This window comes from Azospirillum sp. B510 (assembly GCF_000010725.1).
Taxonomy (GTDB): Bacteria; Pseudomonadota; Alphaproteobacteria; order Azospirillales; family Azospirillaceae; genus Azospirillum; species Azospirillum lipoferum_B.
In genome coordinates this window covers 116,269-139,485 of the sequence record NC_013858.1, presented here as the reverse complement: position 1 = coordinate 139,485, position 23,217 = coordinate 116,269, and the positions used below count along the sequence as shown (strand labels likewise).

The 23,217-nt window shown below is 67.9% G+C and carries 23 protein-coding genes; 12 read left to right on the top strand and 11 right to left on the bottom strand.

What is annotated here, in order from left to right; all coding sequences use genetic code 11:
- Nucleotides 1-22: 22 nt before the first annotated feature.
- On the top strand, nt 23-907 hold the full coding sequence (gene glxR / locus AZL_RS27945; RefSeq protein ID WP_012977753.1) for a 2-hydroxy-3-oxopropionate reductase: 885 nt from the start codon (nt 23-25) through the stop codon (nt 905-907).
- Nucleotides 908-955: 48 nt separating this feature from the next.
- Here the strand turns inward: glxR and AZL_RS27940 are convergent, their stop codons facing one another.
- The 3 genes from AZL_RS27940 to AZL_RS27930 all read right to left on the bottom strand — a co-directional run bounded on the left by AZL_RS27940 (nt 956) and on the right by AZL_RS27930 (nt 4,622).
- Nucleotides 956-2,560 carry a methyl-accepting chemotaxis protein gene (locus AZL_RS27940; RefSeq protein ID WP_247894529.1) on the bottom strand — a complete coding sequence of 535 codons (1,605 nt, stop codon included), beginning with the start codon at nt 2,558-2,560 and terminating at the stop codon, nt 956-958.
- Nucleotides 2,561-3,140: 580 nt separating this feature from the next.
- Nucleotides 3,141-3,932, bottom strand: a complete 792-nt coding sequence (locus AZL_RS33680; RefSeq protein ID WP_012977751.1) for a cyclic nucleotide-binding domain-containing protein — start codon at nt 3,930-3,932, stop codon at nt 3,141-3,143.
- Nucleotides 3,933-3,992: 60 nt separating this feature from the next.
- Nucleotides 3,993-4,622 (bottom strand): TlpA family protein disulfide reductase, encoded by a 630-nt coding sequence (locus tag AZL_RS27930; protein ID WP_247894528.1) that lies wholly within the window; start codon nt 4,620-4,622, stop codon nt 3,993-3,995.
- 88 nt (nt 4,623-4,710) lie between these two features.
- Here AZL_RS27930 and argH point away from each other — a divergent pair, with 88 nt between their 5' ends.
- Genes argH through lysA form a run of 3 tightly spaced genes read left to right on the top strand, consistent with a single transcriptional unit; the run spans nt 4,711 to nt 7,642 of the window.
- Nucleotides 4,711-6,156 (top strand): argininosuccinate lyase, encoded by a 1,446-nt coding sequence (gene argH, locus AZL_RS27925; protein WP_012977749.1) that lies wholly within the window; start codon nt 4,711-4,713, stop codon nt 6,154-6,156.
- Nucleotides 6,153-6,347, top strand: a complete 195-nt coding sequence (locus AZL_RS27920; RefSeq protein WP_042446020.1) for a hypothetical protein — start codon at nt 6,153-6,155, stop codon at nt 6,345-6,347. The genes argH and AZL_RS27920 overlap by 4 nt, the downstream gene beginning before the upstream one ends.
- 35 nt (nt 6,348-6,382) lie before the next feature.
- Nucleotides 6,383-7,642: a diaminopimelate decarboxylase gene (lysA, locus tag AZL_RS27915; protein ID WP_012977748.1), complete on the top strand. Its 1,260-nt coding sequence runs from the start codon at nt 6,383-6,385 to the stop codon at nt 7,640-7,642.
- 75 nt (nt 7,643-7,717) lie between these two features.
- Here lysA and AZL_RS27910 read toward each other — a convergent pair whose 3' ends face one another.
- Complete coding sequence (locus AZL_RS27910) at nt 7,718-8,143, bottom strand: TerB family tellurite resistance protein (RefSeq protein ID WP_012977747.1); 426 nt, start codon at nt 8,141-8,143, stop codon at nt 7,718-7,720.
- 864 nt (nt 8,144-9,007) lie between these two features.
- On the opposite strand from AZL_RS27910, the gene AZL_RS27905 reads away from it, so the two are divergent.
- The 3 genes from AZL_RS27905 (at nt 9,008) to AZL_RS27895 (ending at nt 13,188) form a co-directional block, all read left to right on the top strand.
- Nucleotides 9,008-9,325 (top strand): hypothetical protein, encoded by a 318-nt coding sequence (locus AZL_RS27905; protein ID WP_042446017.1) that lies wholly within the window; start codon nt 9,008-9,010, stop codon nt 9,323-9,325.
- A gap of 113 nt (nt 9,326-9,438) precedes the next feature.
- The gene (locus AZL_RS27900; protein ID WP_052293793.1) at nt 9,439-10,221 is read left to right on the top strand and encodes a hypothetical protein; all 783 of its coding nucleotides are present in this window, start codon (nt 9,439-9,441) and stop codon (nt 10,219-10,221) included.
- A 318-nt stretch (nt 10,222-10,539) separates the two neighbouring features.
- Nucleotides 10,540-13,188 carry a response regulator gene (locus AZL_RS27895; protein WP_012977744.1) on the top strand — a complete coding sequence of 883 codons (2,649 nt, stop codon included), beginning with the start codon at nt 10,540-10,542 and terminating at the stop codon, nt 13,186-13,188.
- Between the two features lie 51 nt (nt 13,189-13,239).
- Here the strand turns inward: AZL_RS27895 and AZL_RS37220 are convergent, their stop codons facing one another.
- The 3 genes from AZL_RS37220 to AZL_RS27880 form a co-directional block, all read right to left on the bottom strand.
- Nucleotides 13,240-13,653 carry a hypothetical protein gene (locus tag AZL_RS37220; protein ID WP_042446014.1) on the bottom strand — a complete coding sequence of 138 codons (414 nt, stop codon included), beginning with the start codon at nt 13,651-13,653 and terminating at the stop codon, nt 13,240-13,242.
- Between the two features lie 137 nt (nt 13,654-13,790).
- Complete coding sequence (locus tag AZL_RS27885; protein WP_012977743.1) at nt 13,791-14,804, bottom strand: inorganic phosphate transporter; 1,014 nt, start codon at nt 14,802-14,804, stop codon at nt 13,791-13,793.
- A 13-nt stretch (nt 14,805-14,817) separates the two neighbouring features.
- Nucleotides 14,818-15,462, bottom strand: a complete 645-nt coding sequence (locus tag AZL_RS27880; RefSeq protein ID WP_012977742.1) for a DUF47 domain-containing protein — start codon at nt 15,460-15,462, stop codon at nt 14,818-14,820.
- Nucleotides 15,463-15,766: 304 nt separating this feature from the next.
- Between AZL_RS27880 and AZL_RS27875 the strand changes: the two genes are divergently transcribed.
- From AZL_RS27875 to AZL_RS35905, 3 genes are all read left to right on the top strand, one after another.
- Complete coding sequence (locus tag AZL_RS27875; RefSeq protein ID WP_148219697.1) at nt 15,767-16,321, top strand: hypothetical protein; 555 nt, start codon at nt 15,767-15,769, stop codon at nt 16,319-16,321.
- Between the two features lie 310 nt (nt 16,322-16,631).
- Complete coding sequence (locus AZL_RS35910; protein ID WP_042446008.1) at nt 16,632-16,880, top strand: hypothetical protein; 249 nt, start codon at nt 16,632-16,634, stop codon at nt 16,878-16,880.
- A 94-nt stretch (nt 16,881-16,974) separates the two neighbouring features.
- Entirely contained in the window at nt 16,975-17,265 is a 291-nt protein-coding gene (locus AZL_RS35905) for a hypothetical protein (protein ID WP_042446005.1), read from the top strand.
- 227 nt (nt 17,266-17,492) lie between these two features.
- Here the strand turns inward: AZL_RS35905 and AZL_RS27860 are convergent, their stop codons facing one another.
- Nucleotides 17,493-17,747 carry a hypothetical protein gene (locus AZL_RS27860; RefSeq protein ID WP_042446002.1) on the bottom strand — a complete coding sequence of 85 codons (255 nt, stop codon included), beginning with the start codon at nt 17,745-17,747 and terminating at the stop codon, nt 17,493-17,495.
- Nucleotides 17,748-17,985: 238 nt separating this feature from the next.
- On the opposite strand from AZL_RS27860, the gene AZL_RS27855 reads away from it, so the two are divergent.
- Nucleotides 17,986-19,185: a DNA polymerase IV gene (locus AZL_RS27855; protein WP_012977739.1), complete on the top strand. Its 1,200-nt coding sequence runs from the start codon at nt 17,986-17,988 to the stop codon at nt 19,183-19,185.
- 30 nt (nt 19,186-19,215) lie between these two features.
- On the opposite strand, the gene AZL_RS27850 is transcribed toward AZL_RS27855, so the two are convergent.
- The 3 genes from AZL_RS27850 to AZL_RS27840 form a co-directional block, all read right to left on the bottom strand.
- Entirely contained in the window at nt 19,216-19,623 is a 408-nt protein-coding gene (locus tag AZL_RS27850) for a 3TM-type holin (protein ID WP_042445999.1), read from the bottom strand.
- A gap of 245 nt (nt 19,624-19,868) precedes the next feature.
- Entirely contained in the window at nt 19,869-20,711 is an 843-nt protein-coding gene (gene cysE, locus AZL_RS27845; RefSeq protein ID WP_086935493.1) for a serine O-acetyltransferase, read from the bottom strand.
- A 98-nt stretch (nt 20,712-20,809) separates the two neighbouring features.
- Entirely contained in the window at nt 20,810-21,772 is a 963-nt protein-coding gene (locus AZL_RS27840; protein WP_012977736.1) for a helix-turn-helix domain-containing protein, read from the bottom strand.
- Nucleotides 21,773-21,934: 162 nt separating this feature from the next.
- Between AZL_RS27840 and pobA the strand changes: the two genes are divergently transcribed.
- Nucleotides 21,935-23,134, top strand: coding sequence for a 4-hydroxybenzoate 3-monooxygenase (pobA, locus tag AZL_RS27835; protein ID WP_012977735.1), 1,200 nt, complete (start codon nt 21,935-21,937; stop codon nt 23,132-23,134).
- The last annotated feature ends 83 nt before the right edge of the window (nt 23,135-23,217 follow it).

Genomic DNA, 23,217 nt, shown 5'->3' with positions numbered 1-23,217 from the left:
TTCAAAGAGAAGGACCATAGTCATGAAGGTCGGTTTCATCGGTCTCGGCATCATGGGCACCCCGATGGCGGGGCACCTGCTGGACGCCGGTCACACCCTCTACGTCCACGACCTCAAGCCGGTCCCGGCCGAGCTGACGTCCAAGGGCGCCATTCCCTGCCCGTCGGGCCAGGAGGTCGCGGCGGCGGCCGAGGTCATCATCACCATGGTGCCGGACACCCCCCATGTCGGCGCCGCCCTGTTCGGCGACAAGGGGGTCGCCGCCGGCCTGTCGGCGGGCAAGATCGTCGTCGACATGTCCTCGATCTCGCCGATCGAGACCAAGGACTACGCCAAGCGCATCAACGATCTCGGCTGCGCCTATCTCGACGCCCCCGTCTCGGGCGGCGAGGTCGGAGCCAAGGCCGCCTCGCTGACCATCATGGTCGGCGGCCCGCAGGAAGCCTTCGACACGGTCAAGCCGCTGTTCGAGAAGATGGGCAAGAACGTCACGCTGGTCGGCGGCAACGGCGACGGCCAGACCACCAAGGTCGCCAACCAGATCATCGTCGCTTTGACGATCGAGGCGGTGGCCGAGGCCCTGCTGTTCGCCTCCAAGGCCGGCGCCGATCCGGCCAAGGTCCGTCAGGCGCTGATGGGCGGCTTCGCCTCCTCGCGCATCCTGGAGGTCCATGGCGAGCGGATGATCAACCGCAACTTCACCCCCGGCTTCCGCATCGAGCTGCACCAGAAGGATCTCAACCTGGCGCTGAGCGGGGCGAAGGCGCTGAACCTGTCGCTGCCGCACACCGCCAGTTGCCAGCAGCTGTTCAACGCCTGCGCCGCCCAGGGCGGGGCCGCCTGGGACCATTCCGGCATGCTCCGCGCGCTGGAACTGCTGGCCGGTCACGAGGTCGGGGCGAAGTGAGGGGCTGGGGCGCCGTCCACCGACGGCGCCCGGTTCCGCGATCCAAGGTCAGGCCGCCCGCACCTCGGAAAGGAAGCGTTCGACCTCGTGCGACAGGGCGTCCGCCTGCCCGGTCAAGGCCCGGGCGGCACCGAGCAAATCCGCCGCCGCCTGCCCCGTCACGCCGGCCGCCTGCTCGACCCCGGCGATGTTGGTCGACACATTCTGGGTCCCCTGCGCCGCCGCCTGCACGTTGCGGGCGATCTCCTTGGTGGCGGCATCCTGCTCTTCCATGGCCGCCGCCACGCTGGTCGCGATCTCGCTCAATTCGCCGATGATGCCGGCGACCTCGCGGATCGCGGTCACCGCTTGGCCGGTGGCCTGCTGCATGCCGCCGATCTGTCCGGCGATCTCTTCCGTCGCCTTCGCCGTCTGGGTCGCGAGATTCTTCACCTCGTTGGCGACGACGGCGAAGCCCTTGCCGGCTTCTCCCGCACGAGCGGCCTCGATGGTCGCGTTGAGCGCCAGGAGGTTGGTCTGGCTGGCGATGTTGGTGATGAGCTTGACCACCTCCCCCACGCTGCTGGCTTGGTTGGCCAGCGTCTGGATCGAGGCGCTGGCCCCCTCGGCCGTGCCGACGGCAAGCTGGGCGACCTCGGACGACCGCGCGACCTGACGGCCGATCTCGGCGATGGAGCCGGAGATCTCCTCGGTGGCGGCCGCGACGGTCTGAACATTGGCCGACGCCTCGCGGGTCGCTCCCGAGACGGCCGACGCCTGGGCCTTGCTCTGTCCGGCCATCGCGGAAAGCTGCTCCGCGTTGCCTTGCATCTGCGCCACCGCTCCGGAAACCCGGCTCACGACGTTCTTGACCGAGCTCTCGAACCGTTCGGCCATATGGTTCATCACCGCCCGCCGCTCCGTTTCGGCCAGCACCTTCCGCGCGGCCTGCTCGGCCTCCAACGCCTGCTTGGCGATGGCGTTCTCTTTGAAGATCTTCGCCGTGCGGGCGATGATGCCGACCTCGTCCCGCCTCCCGTCCCCCGTCACCTCGACCGCGGTCTCGCCGGCCGCCAAGCGCTCCAGCACCGCGACGATGCGGCGGATCGGCAGGCTGATGCCGTGCCGCGACATGCCGTAGGCGATGAGGAGACAGAACGCGCAACCGCCTCCAGCGATCGACAAGGCCACGATGAAGGAATGGATGCTGCTCTCGGTGGCGTTGCGGGAGGCCTCGTCGACGATCGCGGTCGCCGCTTCGCTGTATTTGTTCATGGCGTCGCGCAGTTTGACCAGGCCGGGATCCAGATCCCGCTTCATGATGACAAGCGCCTTGTCATGCTCATTGGCCAGAACCGCCGCCTTGACATCCTGGAGTTTCCCCTCCAAGACGCTGAAATCCTTGAGAAACTCATCGACTTTGGAAGCGGTGCCGGGCATCGCCTCCCTGGCGTCGGCCAGGAACTGCCGAACGCGCGGCAGCCGGATGTCGAGTTCCTTCGTCGTGTTTTTCAGATGCTGTGGATCGCGGTCGACGATAAGCGCATAGGCCAACCCCCCGATGGCGTTTATGGCACGGCTGGCACGGAGCGCGGCAACCGCCCCCTTCACCTCATTGTCGATCATGTTGGAATAGAGGGTATCGACCCGCATCAGGCGTGAGGCCGAGAACAAGTTCGTTCCAACCGTCAATGCCGATAAAAACAGCAGCAGACCCATGATCTTCGTCGAGATCGAAAAATTATCGAGAATTTTCATTGCCACCCCCTCTGACGTATCGCCGCCCCCGGTCAATTGATCATGCAATCAACAAAGGCACTTTCAAGAAGTTTTTTGTAACCAAAAGATGTTTCATCAACAACCATATTTCAGAATTTATATCATTCTCGCGATTTTAATGAATATGATGTTCTGAAATCTCCAATAAAATATCGACAATTTTCATAAATTCGACGTAACATCAAGAACTACATTGGTTAATTTCAAATGAAATTGAATTTTCCTTGATCTTTACCGCGCATACCCTTGACCAGCACACAGTATTTGGAAGTGCTCATTACCAGAAATCGACCCATGATATGGATCTGAGCGCGAGCCTCGCTCCAAAAGCGTCCAGAGCGCTTATTATACTCCACTTCCGGTCATGACTCTGTCGATCACTGGACGGATCGCCACAACCAATAGGTCAGGGACCGAAGACCGCATATAACGCCGTCACCGCCATTTTGACCGGAACGCGGCCGTGGGCCTCCCCTCAGCCTCCTCTCCCGCCAGAGGCGGGGGAGAGGGGATCCGCCGCCTTCCTCATCAGCTGCGTGATGTAGATCCGCGCCAGCGACTTCAAAATCGCCGGCATCGCCATCACCGCATCGTCGAAGCTGCGCTTGTCGATCACCTCGCAGACGCCGCCGGCGACCGCCATCGCGGTGACGTCGGGCAGGCGGCCGGTCAGCAGGTAGATCTCGCCGAACAGGCTGCCGGGACCAAGCGTCGCGATCTCCTCGCCCAACGTGCCGCGGCCGGGGCGGAGCGCCACGCGGCCGGACTGGATCAGGTAGGCGGCGTTGACCGGCTCGTTGGGGCTGAAGAAGACATGCCCCTCGCGGATCATCCGGCGGTCGACCACCTTCTGGAACGAGTTGGTGGAGCGGAAATCCACCGGGTTGCCGATCCGCTCGGTCGGCGGCAGGCCATAGTCGCGGCGGATGGCGGCGATCAGGCTCTGCAACAGATAGGAGGCCAGCGGCGGGCTGCGCTTCAGCAGGGCGCGGAAGGCGTCGCGCGTCACCTCGACGCACGAGACCTCGGTCAGCGAGCGCACGGTGGCGCTGCGCTCGCCATCGTCGATCAGCGCCATCTCGCCGACCACCGCCCCCTTGCCGACCACGCTCAGCCGCCGGGTGCCGCCGTCGGCGCCGGTCAGCAGCACCTCCAGCTCCCCCGATTCGATCAGCCACGCCCGGTCGGCGCGTTCGCCCTGCCGCATCATCACGATGCCGGGACCGATGGTGTAGCGCTTGGGACCGGAGGCGGCGGCTTGCGTCATTGGGCGGCTCGGGTCAGGCGGAAGGTCATAGCACCACTCTACCCCATGGCGGCGGCAGCGTCAGCCGCCCGTCTTCATCACGCCCCGGTCGCGCGCCGGCCCGCCGCCACGCCCAAGATACTGGCGCAGGAAGGCGACGGCCTCCGGCGCGTCCCACTCCACCGCCCCCTCGACGCGGCCAAGCTCGCGGCCCTCGGGATCGACCAGCACCGTGGTGGGCAGGCCGCGCAGCGACAGCGCCTTCATCGACTCCGACGCGGGGTCGAGGAAGACCGTCAGATGCTCGACCCCCGTCTTCCTATAGAAGGGCTCCACCGCCGCACGCCCGCCACGGTCGAGCGACAGCGCCACCACCTGGAAGGCGTCGCCGCCCAGCTGGGCCTGCAACCGGTCGAGCGACGGCATCTCCTTCACGCAAGGCCCGCACCAGGTCGCCCACAGGTTCAGCAGGATCACCCGGTCCTTGAAATCGGCCAGATCGACCCGCCGCCCCTCGGCATCGACGAAGGACAGCGGCGGCATCGGCTTGGGCTCCGCCCCCCTGAACCTCTCCAGCTTGTCGATGCCGGTTGAGGCGACGGGAACGGCTCCCGACGGCGCGTCCGGCGTACCCAGCCGCACCAGCTCCGGCGCCGCGGCGCCGGGGTTGGGCGCCGCACCGGCGCTCCACCACAGGCCGGCCCCGGCCATGCACACACAAACCGTTGCGACAGCCGCCAAAGTCCGCATACTCACGCTTCCTCGCTCCCTTCACACGAATGCCGCGAAAACCGCCCCCATGAGCGCCGATCAGACCCCGCCGAACGCCGCCACCGCCGGCGCCGCCACCACCGCAGCAGCCCCCGCCGCCAGCCAGATGTGGGGCGGGCGCTTCGCGCGCGGTCCCGCCGCCATCATGGAGAAGATCAACGCCTCCATCGGCTTCGACAAGCGGCTCGCCGACCAGGACATCGCCGGGTCGAAGGCCCATGCCGCGATGCTGGCCAAGCAGGGCATCATAACCCAGGCCGACGCCGACGCCATCATCGCCGGACTCGACCGCGTCAAGGCAGAGATTGACGCCGGCGGCTTCACCTTCAAGGTGGAGCTGGAGGACATCCACATGAATGTGGAGGCCCGGCTGGCCGAGCTGATCGGTGAGCCGGCCAAGCGGCTGCACACCGGCCGCTCGCGCAACGACCAGGTGGCGACCGACTTCAAGCTGTGGGTGCGCGACGCCATCGACCGGAGCATCGCCGGCCTGACCGCGTTGCAGACCGCGCTGATCGATCTGGCGGAGCAGCACACCGGCACGGTGATGCCCGGCTTCACCCATCTCCAGGCGGCGCAGCCGATCAGCTTCGCCCATCATCTGCTGGCCTATGTCGAGATGTTCGGGCGCGACCGCGGCCGCTTCCGCGATGCCCGTTGCCGGCTGAACGAATGCCCGCTCGGCTCGGCGGCGCTGGCCGGCACCCCCTACCCCATCGACCGCTTCATGACGGCGGAGGCGCTGGGCTTCAACCGGCCGACCGCCAATTCGCTGGACGCGGTGTCCGACCGCGACTTCGCGCTGGAATATCTGTCGGCGGCGTCGATCTGCGCCATGCACCTGTCGCGCTTCGCCGAGGAGATCGTGATCTGGTGCTCGGCGCAGTTCCGCTTCATCAGGCTGTCGGACGCCTTCACCACCGGCTCCTCGATCATGCCGCAGAAGAAGAACCCCGACGCGGCGGAACTGGTGCGCGCCAAGGCCGGCCGGGTGATCGGCAGCCTGAACAGCCTGCTGATCGCCATGAAGGGGCTGCCGCTGGCCTATTCCAAGGACATGCAGGAGGACAAGGAGCCGGTGTTCGAGGCCGACGACACGCTGGCGCTGTGCATCGCCGCCATGGAGGGCATGGTGCGCGACATGCAGCCCAATGTCCCGGCGATGCGCGAGGCGGCCGACCGCGGCTTCCTGAACGCCACCGACCTCGCCGACTGGCTGGTGCGCGAGCTGAACATGCCGTTCCGCGAGGCGCACCACGTCACCGGCCGCGCCGTGAAGGCGGCGGAGGACCGCCGCGTTGGCCTGACCGACCTGACGCTGGAGGAACTCCAGGCCATCGAGCCGCGCATCACCCAGGCCGTCTATCCGGCGCTGAGCATCGAGGCGTCGCTGAACAGCCGCACCAGCTTCGGCGGCCCGGCCCCCATCCGCGTGCAGGAGGCGGTCAAGGCCGCCCGGGAGCGTTTCCTGTGAACCGTAGCGTCACGATGACCGTCATCGCCCTGGCCGGCGCGCTGGCACTGGCCGGCTGCGGCAAGAAGCCGAAATTCGTCGACAGCCCGGTTCCGGAGGGGCAGGCCGATCCCTTCCCCCGCCCCTATCCCAACCCCTCGCTGGACCCGAAGCCCGGCAAGCCGGCCGGTTCCGGAGTCCAGTTCCCATGACCGGCCGCGATGCTGCCCCCCCCAATGGTTCTCCAATGAGCGTCTTCGCCTACCGCAACGGCGTGCTGCATGCCGAATCCGTCTCGCTGGAGGATGTGGCGCGCGAGGTGGGAACCCCCTTCTACCTCTATTCCACCGCGGCGCTGGAAACCCACTACAACGCCTATGCCGGCGCCTTCGCCGGCCAGGACGCCGGTGTGTGCTATGCGCTGAAGGCCAATTCCAACCTCGCCGTCATCCGCACCCTGGCCAATCTGGGGGCCGGCGGCGACGTGGTGTCGGTGGGCGAGATGAAGCGGGCGCTGGCCGGCGGCATCCCGGCCGGGCGCATCGTCTTCTCCGGCGTCGGCAAGACGCGGGAGGATCTGCGCATCGCCCTTGAGGCCGGCATCCACCAGATCAACGTCGAATCGGTGCCGGAGCTGGAGGCGCTGAGCGAGGTGGCCTCGTCCATGAGGGTGGAAGCCCCCATCGCGTTGCGCGTCAACCCGGACGTCGACGCCAAGACGCATGCGAAGATCGCCACCGGCAAGAAGGAGAACAAGTTCGGCATCGACTATGACCACGCGCGCGAGATCTACCGCCGCGCCGCGGCCATGCCGGGCGTCAAGCCGGTCGCCATCGCCGTCCATATCGGCTCGCAGCTGACCGACCTCGCCCCCTTCCGCGCCGCCTACGAGCGGGTGGCGGCCCTGCTGCACCAGCTGCGCGAGGACGGGCTCGACATCAACCGCCTCGATCTCGGCGGCGGTCTCGGCATCACCTACAAGAACGAGGCGCCGCCCGATCTGGCCGATTACGCCGCGATGGTGCGGTCGATCACCGGCAATCTCGGCTGTTCCATCACGCTGGAGCCGGGCCGCTCGCTGGTCGGCAACGCCGGCATCCTGGTCAGCCGCGTCATCTATGTGAAGCAGGGGCTGCACCGCCGCTTCGCCATCGTCGACGCGGCGATGAACGACCTGATCCGCCCATCGCTCTACGACGCCTATCACGGCATCGTCCCGGTGGCGGAGCCGGCGGCCGACGCCGTGCAGGAACCCTATGACGTCGTCGGCCCGGTGTGCGAGAGCGGCGACACCTTCGCCGTGCAGCGCCCGCTGCCGCCGCTGGCCGACGACGAGCTGGTCGCCTTCCTGTCGGCCGGCGCCTATGGCGCGGTGATGGCCTCGACCTACAACAGCCGGCCGCTGGTGCCGGAGGTTCTGGTCAACGGCGACCGCTTCGCCGTCATCCGACCGCGCCCGACGGTGGAGGAGATGCTGGCGGCCGAGCGCGTGCCCGACTGGCTGTGACCGGCGGCGCCTGAAACGGCCGACGCCCCGTCCCATCGCCCCCTCCCATCGCAAAGATGGGAGGGGGGCGGGTCGTCAGGCATCCAGGACGAAACGGCCGTTCTTCGCCGTCAGCGCCTCGAAATAGGGCCGCAGCGTGGCGTCGTCGAAGCCGAAGGTCTGCTGGAAGCGGATGATCAGGTCGCGCTCGCCCTGCTCCGCCTCGCCATCGGCCATGGCGCTGTCGATCATGTTCAGCAGGATGCACAGCCGCTGCTGCTGGTTCAGCCTGGGCGTGACCTCGCCCAGGAAGCGGTCCGGGGTGGTGCCGCGGGCGTATTTCAGACAGCCATCCAACTCCTCGCGCGAGGAGCCACGCCCGAGGACCGAGACGAGGTGGCCGATCTCCTCGGGATCGATCTCGCCATCCGCCCCCATGCAATAGATCAGCGACACCACCAGCGCGCGACGCGGGTTCAGTTCCAGCGGCGCGTTGCCCTTGAACATATCGAACAGACCCATCGTTCGATCTCCCCAATGGTTCAGACACCAGCCCATTTGGGCCCATGGGGAGGGGCGTGCAAGATGGGGAGAAGGGCCATTTTCCCGCCGGGCGTCAGCGGCCAGCCGCCTTCCACCTGCCGAAGACACCGACAAGGGGGGACGCCCGATATGATCGATGATCAGGCCATTTCCCGCTCCCAGGTTGACATGCCGTTCGGTCACATTCCTTTCGGTCCGCTCGTTATCAGAACTTCAAAATCTTATGGTCCGGATAGAATCGATTTATGACTCGATGCATACTCAAAATAAATTAGAAATCATACCATTATCCATCTAAGAAAATCATGCATATCTCTCTAAATACTTCATTCTTCCGCATGAAAGAGCGCAAAAAGCTTTGGAACCGAAGTAGGTTTAATAAAAAATGAGATATGCAATTTTATAGGGATAAATTATAAACGTCACCACCATCGCGGCTTCATGATGCGTCTTGCGATGACAAGAAGCGCACCCCATGAGGCGCCCAATGACAACGTGGTTTGGCGGTCCTGGGGATGATGGTCATGACGCCTTCCCAGGTGAAACGACGCTCCGCGGACACGCTGGTGATGAGGATCTGCCTGGATGACGAAGCATTTCACCGCTTGAGCCGACCCGTGGGCGGTCATCGGTGCGATGACCGCCTCAATACAATCATGAGACATGCCTGCCGAAGGAATGATCTGTCGGACAGGCCGCGATAACGACGAAAGGAACTGAGGATAATGAACGCCGTTCTCAAGGGTGCCATCGGAGTCGCCGTCGCGTCGTTGGTATCGCTGGGGGCCGGCGCGGGCCTCGGCTCGGTCCGCGGCGACGATCACGCTGAAGGATAACACCAGCGTGTCGCTGACCTATCAGACCAGCAGCTGTATCGGCAGCCTCGATCAGTCGTGGCCGTCCACGATCCCGACGGGTTCGGCCGCGACTCGGACGGCCACCAGCGCGTTGACGTCGAACGGGTGCAACGTCACCTATAAGCGGACCGACAACGGCCGGTCCTGTCGCTTCGTCGCCACGCGGATCCGCAGCTCGCTGACCGGCCCGTGGAATTATCCGACGGTCAACACGACGTCCAGCGGCACCGGCATCACCTGCACCTACACCATCACCAGCATCAGCTCGAACGGTGATTGGGCCGTGACGCTCAACGTGAACTGATCACAGCCCGAGCGTCCGGCCGCAAGCATCGCGTGGCGGCCGGACGCTCCGGACCGAAGAGGCCGACAAACGGGGCGCCCGAACGCCCCTCTTTTCCAAGGAGGGATGTTGCGATGATGATCTCCGGCCAGAGCGCGGCAAGCACCACCGTTGCGGTCAAGACTGCGAAACCCACCTCGGACGCACGCGCGACCGGACCGTCGGCCGGCGGAACCGGCGCCGCCACATCCGCCGCCACATCCGCCGGGGGAGGTGCGGCCGGGACGAACTTCGCCACGGTCGCCAAGGACGCCCGCGCCGCGCTCGATGCCGTTTACCAGCAACGCGGCAAGGCGATGGACATGCACAGCTCCGGCAAGGACTGGGAGGCCGCCTTCCAAGGCATGGATCGTCGCGCGCTCTATGCCGTCGCCAGCAACGCCGGCGGCCAGTTCAGCAAGGACGAGCAGGGCGCGGCCGACTTCCTGATGGGACAGCAGGTGGAGCGGGCCCAGGGCATCGATTCCGCCAATCCCGCCAGCATCGCCGCCTTTCAGGGAAACATGGCGAACGCGATGAAGGCCGGAGCCAAATTCCTCGACACGGTCAGCGACGAGGAAAAGCAATCGGTGTCATGGGCCATGTCCCGCGCCTCGATGCAGCACAGCCATGAAATGCTCTCGGCACGGGACGGGCAGCCGGCCGAAAACCTGGACAGCGACAATCCGCTGGTGAAGGTCATCAAGGCCGCGCTCAGTGCGGCAAAGGGCGACCCCGCCCGCGCGCGAAGCGAAGGCCGTGTCGACAGTCTGGAAAGCCTCAAGAGCCAGCCCTGGGCGAAAGGGCTCGAAGCGCAGATCGACCAGGCCCATCGCGCCTCGTCCAAACAGGGATCGCTGCTCGACGACAGGGTCTGATGCCCCCGCCAGGGCCGGCCGGAAGAAAGCCGGTCAAGACGGCGACCGGGGCGGCGGCCAAGACGGCGTGATCGACCCAGGTACGGAACAGGTCCAAAACCTGACCCGCGCCCGCGCCGGACTCCGCCGGACCACCGGCTCGCCCCTGCTTCACCCCCCAAGCCCACTCCAAGCGCTCTCGCCATATGATGAGGTGAATCACCATGCCCCTGGGGTCAGCCCCGCCGATTGCCGCACCGGCTCCCGATGATTCATGATAATTTGGCCCCGAAGCGTTGATGGGGCGGCATCGCGCATCGGCACGGGTCGGGGGGATTTGTGGGACGCTTCGTACGGGGCGCGCTGGTCGTCGTCGTCGTGCTGGCCGCGTTGGCGGGCAACGCGGGCCACAGGATCCATCACGATTACCAGGACACCCGGCAGCGCCGCTTCGCCCTGGTGCGCGATATGGCCCGGCTGGTCGATGATCACGTCCACCGCACCGTGCACACGGCCGAAATCGCGCTCGACCAGACCGCGGCCATGGTGGTGGACGGCGGCGGCCCCCAGAAGGCGCGCGATCTGAAGCACTGGTCCAGGCTGCGTGAATATGCCGCCCAGATCGAGGGCGCGGAGGCGATCTGGATATACGACGCCGACGGGCGGGCCGTGCTGGACTCCGCCAGCTTCCCCAACCGCATCGCCAGCTTCGCCGATCCGGCCGGGCTGGAGGCGTTGCGGGGCGGGACGCGCCTCCATGTCGGCGCGGCCTCGCCGGTCCGCGGCGCCAGCCAGTCGCTGGTCTTCCCGGTCTCCCGCCCCCTGCATGACGACGAGGGGCGCTTCGTCGGGGTGGCCTCGGTGTCGATTCGGGTGGATCATCTTACGGACTTCTACAACCTTCTGGGGTTCGAGTTCGATCCGCTGATCGGCGTCTTCCGCTCGACCGGCGAGGTCGTCGCCCGCAGGCCGGCGACCGAAGCGTCGGCCGGCCGTTCGCTCGCCGCCGGCCCCCTGTTCCAGGCCAAGCTGCGCGAGGCGCCGGAGGGACAATATCTGTCGACCTCGGTGCTGGACGGGGTGGAGCGCATCTCCGCCTACCGGACGGTCCAGGATTATGGGCTGGTGGTGACCACCGGCATCGGCTGGGACGAGGCGATGGCGCAATGGCGGACCCGCACCCTGCACACGGTGCTGGAAAGCCTGGTCGGGCTGCTGGCGATCCTGGCGGCGCTGGCCTGGGGCCTGCGCTATATCGACCGCGAACGCCGGGCCCAGCTGGCGCTGGCCGAGGCGCGCAACACCGTGGAACGGACCAGCGCCGAACGCGACGAGAGCGCCAGGCTCGCCACCGCCCTCGACCATGCCCGCGACATGGCGGAGACGGCGCGGCAAGCCGCCGAGGCCGCCAACCACGCCAAGGGCGAGTTCCTGGCCGGGCTGAGCCATGAGCTGCGCACCCCGCTCAACGCCGTGATCGGCTTCGCCGACCTGATCGCCCGCGAGGCGGAGGGGCCGGTCGGCACGCCATCCTACCGGCAGTATGCCGCCAATGTCCGCGACAGCGGCCAGCATGTCCTGGAGCTGATCAACGAGATTCTCGACCATGCGCGGGCGGAGGCCGGAGCGCTGACCATCGAGGAGGGGCGCTGCGACCTGGAGGCGGCCGCCGATTTCGCCGTCCGCATGCTGACCCCGCGGGCCGAGCGCGCCGGCGTCCTGCTGACGGCGGCGGTGATGCCGGCGGCGCGGATGCTGCGCGGCGACGACCGCCGCATCCGGCAGATCCTGCTGAATCTGATCGGCAACGGGGTGAAATACACGCCGTCGGGCGGCTCGGTCACCCTCTCGGTCCTGCTGGAGGAGGGCGTGCCGGTGATCCGCGTCACCGACACCGGGCTGGGCATCCCGGCCGGGGATGTCGACCGCGTGCTGGAGCCCTTCGCCCGGGTCGAAAGCGCCGCCAACCGCGCAGTGGAGGGCGCGGGGCTGGGCCTGCCGCTGACCAGGAGGCTGGTCGAGCTGCATGGCGGCGTCCTGACCCTGCGCAGCACGCTGGGCGTCGGCACCACGGTGACGGTGCGGCTGCCCGCCGGCCGCCTGCTGCCGGCCGAGCCCGCCCCGGCACCGCCGCCGCCGCCCGCGCCCACCAGCCCGCTGTCGATCCTGCTGGTGGACGATGATCCGACGGTGCGCGACATGCTGGCCGGTCTGCTGCGCGGCTGGGGCCATCGCGTGATCGCCGCGGCCAACGCCAACGAGGCGCTGGTGGTGCTGGACGGGCCGGAAAGGCTGGACCTGCTGCTGAGCGACGTCGTCATGCCGCCGGGGATGGACGGCATGGAACTGGCGCGGCACGCCGCCCGCATGCGCCCCGGCCTGCCGGTGCTGCTGGCCTCCGGCTTCGCCGCCCATGCCGCCGGCACCCCGGCCGCCCTCGGCCCCGGATTCGACGTGGCGATGATCGCCAAGCCCTTCTCGATCGACGAGTTGCGCCGGCAGCTCGCCCGGATCGCCGGACGGCGGGGGGAGAAGGCGGCACCGGCCAGTCAGACAGCCGCCCTCCCGTCTTCCTCCGTCCGTCCTCCCGGACCGCCACGCCTGCTGATCGCCGAGGATCTGGCGGTCAACCGCGAGCTGCTGACCGCCCTGTTCCGCGACAGCGGCTACAGCATCGATCTGGTGGCCGACGGCGCGGCGGCGGTGAAGGCTGTGGAGGCCGGCGATTACGACCTTGTCCTGATGGATGTCCAGATGCCGGGGATGGATGGGCTGGCGGCCTGCCGCGCCATCCGCGCGATGCCGCCGCCGCGTGGCGACCTGCCGATCATGGCGCTCACCGCCGCAGCGAGCGAAGCGGAACGGCGGGAATGCCGCGACGCCGGGATGACCGGGCATATCGGCAAACCCTATCAGCGGGACATCCTGCTGGGCCAGATCGCCGACCTGCTGGCCGCCATCGGACGCGACCGGACCGGCACCGACTGACCGCCCGTCGGTGCCCCCTTGCCAGGCCCCCCCTTGTCGGGGCCCCTTCCGTCAAGGCTGCTCGAACACCCGCGGGAAATGGGCGAGGCGGCGGCCGAACAGGCCCTGCGGCGTGGAGTCGGTCACCGCCGGAGCCGACATCGCCGGAACCGCCTGCGCCGCGTCCATCACCGGATTGGCCGGCAACGGCACGGCGTTCAGCGGTGCCGTGTTGAGCGGCGCGGCGTTCAGGGACGCGGCGTTCAGAGCCGCGCTGTTCAGCGGAGCGGCGGGCAGGGGCGTGGAGGCGAGCGCGCGCGCCGAGGTCGGCCGGGGGCGGCGCTCGGACTTCTCGGGGGGAGCGTAGAAATGCAGCGTCAGCTGGCCGTCGGCTTCCGCCGCATAGGGCAAGCCGGGGACCGTCCGGCGTTCGGTGCCGGGAAACACATACTGCTCGCCTTGGTCGGTGCGTTCGATATGCGGCATGACCGGTTTCCTGTCTCCACAGAAGCGATCCTGCCGTTCCCGCCCTTGCCGGTCAAGGCCGTGCTGCATCCAGAGGGGCTTATCCGTTCGCCCGGCGTTCCTCCTCCGCCCGCACACTCCGGCGGGCGGCGATCCCCTTAGGGGCGCAGCAGCCCGGCGACCAGCAGGTAGGACAGCCAGGCGACGATGCCGGAGGCGGGAATCGTCAGCACCCAGGCCCAGACGATCCGCCCCGCCAGCCCCCAGCGCACCGCCGAGGTGCGGCGGGCCGACCCGACGCCGACGATGGCGCCGGTGATGGTGTGGGTGGTCGAGACGGGGATGCCGAGCCAGGTCGCGCCGAACAGCGTGATGGCGCCCGCCGTCTCGGCGCAGAAGCCCTGATAGGGCTTCAGGTCGGTGATGCGCGACCCCATGGTGCGGACGATGCGCCAGCCACCCATCATGGTGCCCAGCCCCATCGCCGCCTGACAGGCGATGATCACCCAGAAGGGAACATGGAAGCTGTCGCCCAGCATGCCCTGGCTGAACAGCAGGACGGCGATGATGCCCATCGTCTTCTGGGCGTCGTTGCCGCCATGGCCCAGGCTGTAGAGCGCCGCCGAGACCAGTTGGAGATGGCGGAACTGGCGGTCGACCACGAAGGGGGTGGTCCGGCGCAGCGCCCAGGACGCCACCAGCATCAGCAGAAGCGCCAGCAGCAGGCCGATGCCCGGCGACAGCACGATGGCGACCGCCGTCTTGGTGAATCCGCTGGCGATGATGGCGCCGAACCCCGCCTTGGCGATGCCGGCCCCGGCGATGCCGCCGACCAGCGCGTGCGAGGAGGAGGAGGGCAGCCCGAGCCACCAGGTGATCAGGTTCCAGCCGATGGCGCCGATCAGCGCCGCCAGGATCACCGCCGGGTCCATCACCAGCGGATCGACCAGTCCGGTGCCGACGGTGGTGGCGACATGCAGGCCGAAGAACAGGAAGGCGATGAAATTGAAAAAGGCCGCCCAGAGGACGGCCAGCTTGGGCGACAGCACGCGGGTGGACACGACGGTGGCGATGGAGTTCGCCGCGTCGTGCAGGCCGTTGATGAAGTCGAAGGCGAGCGCCACCAGGATGATGACGACGATCGCCGGCAGGCCGAGTTGCAGGGCCTCCATGACCGCGGCCGCCTCAGACCTGGTCGAGGGTGATGCCGGCGACGAGGTCGCCGACATCGTCGCAGCGGTCTGTCACCGCCTCCAGCATCTCGTAGAGTTCGCGCCGGCCGAGGAAGGCGATCATGTCCGGCTTTTCCCCGATCAGCCCCTTCAGCGCATCGCGCAGCACGTCGTCGGCCTCATCCTCCAGGTCGGACAGCCGGCCGCAGAGATGGTCGATCCGCTCGGCGTTGCGGGCGATGGCGCCCAGCAGCGGCATCAGCTCCAGCAGGACGTCGGCCTGCTGGCGGATCAGGGCGACGGACCGGCGCATCGACTCGTCGAAGGTCTCGATGCCATAGAGCCCGGCATGGCGCGGCACTTCGTCCATCAGGTCGATGGCGTCGTCCAGCGCGTTGATCAGCGACAGGATGTCCGACCGGTCGAACGGGGTGATGAAGGCGCGGTGCAGGTCGCGCCCGGCGTCCTGGGCGATGCGGTCGGCGTCCTTTTCCACCCGCTTCAGCGCGGCGATCTTCCGTGCGCGGTCGTCCGGTCCCGAGTCCATCACCGCCTCCAGGGCCGCCGCCGCGGCGGCGATGTGGCGGGCCTGCTCGACGAACTGGTCGACGAAGCGTTCCTCCTTCGGCATCAGCGAACGGAAAGCGCGCAGCAGCATGGGACGGTAACTCGCCTGGATTAGGATGAAAGGCCGGTATGGTTTGGCGCTGCTCTTAGCACGCTTCGCGGTGCGGTGCAGCGCCGGCATGTCATGGAAAAGTCATGAAACAGTCATCTGGTAGCAAAATCGCCACAGGTCGCGGCGGGATGCCGCCATCTCCCCGTCGAACCGGTTGGACCGCGGCCGTTTTGGCGGGCATCATGGCCGGCATGGCTTGGCCGGCTTAATGGCCGGCATGGAAAGACTCCGGCCGCCTCCCCAAATGACCGGAAGGCCAACCGACGACCACGGGGTTTCCCGCATGACGTGCCCGCCCGCCCTCCTCCGCCGCCTGGCACCACCCGCCCTGGCCGCCCTGCTCCTGAGCGCGGCCCCCCTGCACGCCCAGACGGCCCCGCCGACCATGGCGCCGCCCTCCATGGCGCCGGAGGATCCGGCCGGGCGGTGCAGCCCGACCGTCTCGGCGGCGCTCAGCGCCTGGGACACCGGTCTGGCGGCGGCGGAACGCTTCGGTGACAAGGCGGTGGCGCTGGCGCGCGAGAAGGGCCGGGATTACCTGCTGCCGCTGCTGGGCATCGACCCGAAGACGGTGCAGCCCGACGCCAAGGGCGGCGCCACCACCGACGATGTCGGCCGCGCGCTGGAGGCAAGCCGCGACGATCCCAGGCGCCGCGCCGCGCTGTGCGCCGCCATCACCCGCGCCGCCGACGAGGCGAAATCCTCGGCCGGGGCCGGGCTGGACGCCTTGAAGCGGGCGCTGGACGGCTGGCAACTGACGCCGCCCTCGCTGGCGCCGAACCCGGCACCGCCGGCTCCGCCCGCTCCGGCGAAGCCGGACGGGCTGATCCGCACCTGAACGGCTGCCTTCACCCCCCTTATGCGAAGGCATGCCCGGCGCAAGTGGAGAGTGCGGTGGGACCGGGCCGGAAAATGCCGCAGCAGACCCGCGAAACGGTCACAGCCGGAATAAAACGCCCGGACTTATGTTCTCTTCGCCAAGGGCCGGTCGCGGCAACATGCCGGAACCTTCGCCGTGGCACGCGATCGACGAGGAGCCTCGTCGAAATGTCACGGACGAACGTCATAGTCACCGTTGTCGAATCCGGCCCGAAGGTCTAGTTTGTTCGTGTCCCCAATCAATTCCCGAACATGGGAAGGTGCCATCCATGAATCTGCACAGTCTGGCCAGCGACATGGTGCAAACCGCTCTGGCCTGTGAAAAGGCGCTCCCCGGTCGGGCGAACGCCGATGACCATGATCTCGCCCGGCACATCCTGGTCGAACCCGACCATGCCTGGCATGTTTGCGAGACCTACGCGCGCGCCGTCAACATTCCGGTTGGCGAGCTCCCGGTCAGCCAGCTCCGCGGTCTCATCAGCGACATCGTCCTGTCGAAACTTCCCCGTTACGACTGAGTTTCTCGATCCCAAAGGCCGGCGCCGTATCCGGCTGATGGCCGGAGCGTTCCGGGTTTCTCCAATCCCGCACTCCAAGTTCCGTGGTGCCACCATGGCGATCGAGCTTCATTCCTTCACCGTCACCCTGGCCGCCGCCGACGCGACCGGCTGCGCCAGCGCCGCCGAACATCGCGCCCGCATCTGGAAGGCCGTGTCCGAGCTGTCGGCCGCCGTCCGCAATGCCGGCATGGCGACCGAGGCCCGCTTCCGCGGCCAGGACCGCCAGGGTCATGTCCTGTTCGAGGCGACCGACACCGGTGCGGCCTTCCTGCGCGGCCTCCCCGTCATCACCCGCGTCGACGACGCGCGGCTCGGCGGCGGGCGCGTCCAGCTTCGTCACTGACGGGACGGCGGGGGCCCCCGCCGCCTTATTAGATCGGATCGCGTAAAATCGGAATCGATTTGAAGCGTGAATCCGATCGTCAGACATAAAGCTATAGCGTTGTGCGTTTCATATTAAACGCACAACGCTATAAGGCTGAAAGACAAAGGCCCGCCGCCCCCGATCCGGGGCGGCGGGCCTTGCCGTTTCCAGCGCCATCTCCCGCAAGCGGGGCGGGGGCGCGACGTTCAGCGCGCGCGGTGCCGCAGCGGCCGGACGTTGCTTTCGGTCTTGGTCTCGGCCTCGTCGGTCGGGCGCACCTTCTTCAACTGCACGATGAAGCGTTCGGCGCCGTTCTCCATGACGGCGATGCCGGTCAGGCCATGCGCCCAGTCGCAGGGAACGACATGGATTTCCTTGATGGTGGCGGTGCCGGCCGCAAGCTCCGCACGGTCCAGGACCACGTCCCCGACCCGGAACCCCAAATAGGCGTCGATCAGCATTCTCTTGGGCGTCCGTCTTCCGTTTCAGGCCGCGCAGCGGGGCCGGCGACGGGGGCCGGTCTCTCCTGCGATGACCCATCTTGCCACAGATTGGGCCGTGCGCGACGCTTTCCCAGCGCTCGCCCCACAGTAAACCGACGGGCTCGCCATTTGCCCCCACCAGTCGACGCCGTCGATGTTCTTTGTTTGTACGCACAAGCTGGCGGTTCGCCCGCCCATTTGCTAGACTGACGCGATCATGACCGGCTCCCAAGACAGCGCGCCGCCCGGCGTCTGCCGCGACTGCGCCGCCGCCCTGTCCGGTCCGGGACCGGGGGAGAGGACGCGTTGCCCGAAATGCGGCAGCCGACGGCTGTTCCGCCATGCCGAGCTGCACAGCCTGCCCATCGGCCACATCGACTGCGACAGTTTCTATGCCACCGTGGAGAAGCGCGACCGGCCGGAGCTGGTCAGCCGCCCGGTGATCGTCGGCGGCGACGACCATCGCGGGGTGGTCGCCGCCTGCTGCTATGTCGCGCGGATGTCGGGCGTGCGTTCCGCCATGACGATCCGCGAGGCGCTGGACCGCTGCCCCGACGCCACCATCATCCGCCCCAACATCGCCAAATACAAAGAGGTCGGCCATCAGGCCCGCGCGATCATGGAGGCCTTCACCCCCCTGGTCGAGCCGATCAGCATCGACGAGGCCTATCTCGACCTGACCGGGGTCGAGGAGCGGCTCAGCATCAGCCCGGCCCAGGCGCTGGTGGAGATCGTCCGCCGCTTCGAGCGGGAGCTGCGCATCACCGCCTCGATCGGCCTCAGTTACAACAAGCTGTTGGCGAAGATCGCATCGGACCTCGACAAGCCGCGCGGCTTCTCCGCGCTCGGCCGGGCGGAGGCGGCGGGCTTCCTGGCGCCCAAGCGGGTCACCATCCTGTGGGGCGTCGGCCCGGCGCTGGAGCGCAAGCTGTTCGCCGACGGCATCACCCGCGTCGGCGATCTCCAGGACAAGGACGAGCATTGGCTGGTCAAGCGCTATGGCGCCATGGGCCGCGTGCTGTTCAACTATGCCCGCGGCGAGGATTCGCGCCGGGTCCATCCCGAGTCGCCGAGCAAGAGCATCTCGTCGGAGGAGACCTTCGACTGGGACGTCACCACCCTGCCCGCCCTGGCGCAGGAGCTGCGCCCGCTGGCCGACAAGGTGGCCCGCCGGCTGGAGCGCGAGGGGCTGCTGGGCCGCAGCGTGGTTCTGAAGCTGAAGACCAAGGATTTCCAGCAGCTGACCCGCTCGCGCCGGGTGGAGCCGACCCGCGCGGCCGAGGCGATCCTGGCGGCCGGCATCGCGCTGTTGGAGCGCGAGGTGGACGGCCGCGCCTTCCGCCTGATCGGCATCGGCTGCACCGACCTGACCCATCCGGAAACCGCGCCGGATCCGGAACTGGATCTGTTCGGCTGACGGGGCATGCCCCGCGCCTTCTGGCCCGCGTCACCGCGCCACCCCCTTCACCTTCTCGAAGGTCCGATAGGCGCCCAGCCCCAGCATCGGCACCAGCAGCCCCATCAGCGTGTCGGTATCGATCCGCGGCATCGCCGTGCCGGGCGACCAGATCGACAGGCCCCATCCCATCAGCGGATAGCCTACGGTCTGAACCAGCAGCCCCAACACGCAGACCCAACCGACGGCCGGACGCCAGCCGCTGACGAACAGCGACGGATTCGCCGCCTCGGCCGCATTCACACCAAGCTGTGCCGTGTCGCCGGCCTGGAGCATGGCGACGATCCGCGCGTTGGCGCTCGCGGCGGCCTTCGCCTTGTCGTCGGGGTCGGGAATCCTGTCGAGCAGCTCGGCGATGACGGGAGTGAGAGCGGTGATCAGGGGGAGTGCTACGGCCATGGAACGCCTCCTTCCGGGAATGAGAAAGCCACCCGACAAGGGGACCTTCGCCATGGATGCGGCCGGATGGAGGTCGTACGACACGTCAATGCCACCGACCCGGCGCACCCCAATCGAAAGGACTATAGGCCTATAAATAAAGAAAAATGCGCTCTTTTACCTTGACCTTCGCAATTTCGCCGGTTCCGCCATTGCCGCATGGGACTTGCGGCTTGCCCCATGGACCGGCCTGGGCCGGGGCCCGCTCAGATGCTGTAATCGCCCTGTTGCAGGCTCTGGTCCATGGTGAGCGCCGGGGCCGGCTCGTCGCGGCACCAGCCGACCACCTTGGCCGGCACGCCGGCGACGGTGGCGCAGCCGGGGACGTCCTTCAGCACGACGCTGCCGGCGCCGACCTTGGCACGGGCGCCGATGGTGATGTTGCCCAGCACCTTGGCCCCGGCCGACAGCAGCACGCCGTCGCGCACCTTCGGGTGGCGGTCGCCATGCTCCTTGCCGGTGCCGCCCAGCGTGACGTTCTGCAGGATCGACACGTCGTTGCCGATCACGGCCGTCTCGCCGATCACCACGCCGGTGCCATGGTCGATGAAGACGCCGCGCCCGACCGGCACCGCCGGATGGATGTCGACGGCGAAGGCTTCCGACACCCGGCTTTGCAGGAAATGGGCGAGGTCGTGGCGCTGCCGCTTCCACAGCCAGTTGGCGACGCGGTGCCATTGCAGGGCGTGGAAGCCCTTGAAATAGAGGAAGGGCGTCAGGCAGCCATCGGCCGCCGGGTCACGCGCCAGGATGGCGGCGAGGTCGGCGGCGGCGGAGTCGACGATCGCCGGATCGGACTCCATGGCGTCGCGCACCACGGCGGCCAGCCGGTCCTCCGGCATGGCGCGGTCGGCCAGCTTGCGCACCAGCAGCGCCGCCAGCGCCGGGCCGAAACCGGCGCGCGCCAGCACCGCGTCATACAGGAAGGGGGCGAGGCCGCTTTCCTCCTCCGCCACGCGGGCGGCGTCGGCGCGCAGGCGGCGCCACAGCGACTGTTCGACCGTCTCGGCCGCCTCCCGCATCGTGACGTCCAGGCTGTCCATCGCCATCACCCTTTCCCGGAAACCGTTTCGCGCCACGGCGGCACCGCCGGACGCGAGGCTGCTACTGTGGTGAGCCTTGCCCGCTCCGGTCAAGACCGTTCCCATCAAGGCTGCCTCCCGTCGGACCGCTCCCCGCCACCCCCCAGGGCATGCGCCCGGCGGAAGGCCTGCGGCGACCGCCCTTCGCGCTTGGTGAAGAAACGGGAGAAATAGGCCGGATCCTCGAAGCCCAGGGCATAGCCGATCTCCGCCATGCCATGGCTGGTGTAGATCAGCGACCGCCGGGCCTCCAGCATCAGCCGGGCATGGACCAGTTGCAGGGTCGACAGGCCGGTCACCCGGCGGCAGGCGGCGTTCAGCCGGCCGGGGGTGACGCCCAGCGCGGCGGCATAACGCTCGACCGGCCAATGCTGGCCGAACCGCTCGTCGATCATCGGCCGCAGCCGGGCGAGCAGCCGCACATCCGGCGACACCCCCTGCCCGTCCGGCCCCGCCCCAGCGCGCCGCCGTTCCGCCGCCAACCGCGCGGTGGCGACCAGCAGCAGCATCACCTGCGCCGAGATGGCGCTGGCCCGGCCGATATGGTGGGCGCGGAACTCCCGCCGGATGTCGGCGAAGCCGCGGTCCAGCGCCGCCGCCGCATCCGACCCCGCCTCCAGATCCCAGGCCAGCGGCAGGGCCGGGGCCTCGCGCAGCTCCGCCTCCGGCGCCGCCGCCAGCACACCGGCCAGGAAGCCTTCCGACATGGTCAGCACATGCCCGTCGGTGGCGGGCTCGAAACGGAAGCCATGCACCACCTGCGCCGGCACGATGATCAGGGCCGGCGCGCGGAACGCCACCTCCGCCCCGTCCGCGGTCAGCCGCCCGCCGCCGCCGGTGACCAGCAGCGCGTGGATCAGCCCGTCGTGGCGGTGGGGCTGGACCTCCCAATTGTACAAGCGCATCCGCTCCGGGATCGTCTCGATATGGACGAAGCGCAATTCCGGAACCGCCGGTGGCTCGCCATATAGCCAATAGCGGGGAATGGGTTCGGCATTATGGCCGGGATGGATGGAATGGGCGGACATCGCACGGGCTCCGGCGGGATGGCGATGAAAAGTACAAGCCTTTCACCGGTTCGTCTATGTCCATCAATCCGCTTGGTGAACTAGCATCTTTCATAACATTTGGCGCACGAAGAAATCCGACTGGAGCGGCGCCGCGGCTTATCCCAACAGGGCGAGAGAGACATGCAGACCACCAAATCGACCCGCACCCAGGTCGCCATCGTCGGCGCCGGCCCGGCCGGCCTGTTCCTGTCCCATCTGCTGCACCGCCAGGGCATCGAGTCGGTGATCCTGGAAAGCCGCAGCCGCGAGGAGATCGAGGGCACCATCCGCGCCGGCGTGCTGGAACAGTGGGTGGTCGACCTGATGAACGGGATGGGGCTGGGCGAGCGCATGATGCGCGAGGGCCATTTCCATTCCGGCATCACCCTGCGCTTCGACCGCCGGAGCCACCACATCGACATGGCCGAGCTGACCGGCGGCAAGCGCGTCACCGTCTATGCCCAGCATGAGGTCATCCGCGACCTCGTCTCCGCCCGGCTGGAGGATGGCGGCACCATCCTGTTCGGCGTGTCCGACGTGCAGTTCCACGACCTCGACGGCAAGGCGCCGCGCGTGCGGTTCCACCGCGGCCCGGAGGAGCCGGTGGAGGAGCTGCGCTGCGACTTTGTCGCCGGCTGCGACGGCTTCCACGGGCCGAGCCGGCAGGCGATCCCCGCCGCCGGGCGCAGCGAATACCAGATCGTCTATCCCTTCGGCTGGCTCGGCATCCTGACCGAGGCGCCGCCCTCGCACCCCGAACTGATCTACGCCAACCACGAGCGCGGCTTCGCCCTGCTCAGCACCCGCTCGCCGGAGGTGCAGCGGCTCTACATCCAGGTCGATCCCAAGGACGACATCGCCAACTGGTCCGACGACCGCATCTGGTCGGAACTGCACCGCCGGCTGGAGGACGAGAGCGGCTGGACCCTGAAGGAGGGGCCGATCTTCCAGAAGGGCATCATCGCCATGCGCAGCTTCGTCTGCGATCCGATGCAGCATGGCCGCCTGTTCATCGCCGGCGACGCCGCCCACATCGTGCCGCCGACCGGCGCCAAGGGGCTGAATCTGGCGGTGGCCGACGTGCTGGTGCTGTCGCGCGCCATGACCGCCTATTACAAATCCGGCAGCACCGACGGGCTGGAACGCTACAGCGCCACCTGCCTGCGCCGCATCTGGAAGGCGGAGCGCTTCTCCTGGTACATGACCACCATGCTGCACCGGAACGAGCGGGAATCGCCCTTCGAGCAGCGCGTGCATCTGGCCGAGCTGGACTATGTCGTCAATTCCCGCGCCGCCATGACGGCGCTCGCCGAGAATTACGTCGGCCTGCCGATGGATTGAGGTGCCGGCGGACGGTTCCATCCCCGACTCGGACCGCATCCCCCGGACTGGAAATTCCGGGGGGATGCGGTCCCCATTTCCAT

Excerpts from the sequence above, each read along its gene's own strand:
- AZL_RS27910 (WP_012977747.1), bottom strand. The coding sequence starts at position 8,143 with ATGGGTCTGTTCGATATGTTCAAGGGCAACGCGCCGCTGGAACTGAAC.
- pobA (WP_012977735.1), top strand. The coding sequence starts at position 21,935 with ATGCAGACCACCAAATCGACCCGCACCCAGGTCGCCATCGTCGGCGCC.
- argH (WP_012977749.1), top strand. The coding sequence starts at position 4,711 with ATGAGCGCCGATCAGACCCCGCCGAACGCCGCCACCGCCGGCGCCGCC.
- AZL_RS35910 (WP_042446008.1), top strand. The coding sequence starts at position 16,632 with ATGAATCTGCACAGTCTGGCCAGCGACATGGTGCAAACCGCTCTGGCC.
- glxR (WP_012977753.1), top strand. The coding sequence starts at position 23 with ATGAAGGTCGGTTTCATCGGTCTCGGCATCATGGGCACCCCGATGGCG.
- AZL_RS35905 (WP_042446005.1), top strand. The coding sequence starts at position 16,975 with ATGGCGATCGAGCTTCATTCCTTCACCGTCACCCTGGCCGCCGCCGAC.
- AZL_RS27930 (WP_247894528.1), bottom strand. The coding sequence starts at position 4,622 with ATGGCCGGGGCCGGCCTGTGGTGGAGCGCCGGTGCGGCGCCCAACCCC.
- cysE (WP_086935493.1), bottom strand. The coding sequence starts at position 20,711 with ATGGCGATGGACAGCCTGGACGTCACGATGCGGGAGGCGGCCGAGACG.
- AZL_RS33680 (WP_012977751.1), bottom strand. The coding sequence starts at position 3,932 with ATGACGCAAGCCGCCGCCTCCGGTCCCAAGCGCTACACCATCGGTCCC.
- AZL_RS27850 (WP_042445999.1), bottom strand. The coding sequence starts at position 19,623 with ATGGCCGTAGCACTCCCCCTGATCACCGCTCTCACTCCCGTCATCGCC.
- AZL_RS37220 (WP_042446014.1), bottom strand. The coding sequence starts at position 13,653 with ATGCCGCATATCGAACGCACCGACCAAGGCGAGCAGTATGTGTTTCCC.
- AZL_RS27875 (WP_148219697.1), top strand. The coding sequence starts at position 15,767 with ATGACGTGCCCGCCCGCCCTCCTCCGCCGCCTGGCACCACCCGCCCTG.
- AZL_RS27855 (WP_012977739.1), top strand. The coding sequence starts at position 17,986 with ATGACCGGCTCCCAAGACAGCGCGCCGCCCGGCGTCTGCCGCGACTGC.
- AZL_RS27880 (WP_012977742.1), bottom strand. The coding sequence starts at position 15,462 with ATGCTGCTGCGCGCTTTCCGTTCGCTGATGCCGAAGGAGGAACGCTTC.
- AZL_RS27840 (WP_012977736.1), bottom strand. The coding sequence starts at position 21,772 with ATGTCCGCCCATTCCATCCATCCCGGCCATAATGCCGAACCCATTCCC.
- lysA (WP_012977748.1), top strand. The coding sequence starts at position 6,383 with ATGAGCGTCTTCGCCTACCGCAACGGCGTGCTGCATGCCGAATCCGTC.
- AZL_RS27900 (WP_052293793.1), top strand. The coding sequence starts at position 9,439 with ATGATGATCTCCGGCCAGAGCGCGGCAAGCACCACCGTTGCGGTCAAG.
- AZL_RS27885 (WP_012977743.1), bottom strand. The coding sequence starts at position 14,804 with ATGGAGGCCCTGCAACTCGGCCTGCCGGCGATCGTCGTCATCATCCTG.
- AZL_RS27860 (WP_042446002.1), bottom strand. The coding sequence starts at position 17,747 with ATGCTGATCGACGCCTATTTGGGGTTCCGGGTCGGGGACGTGGTCCTG.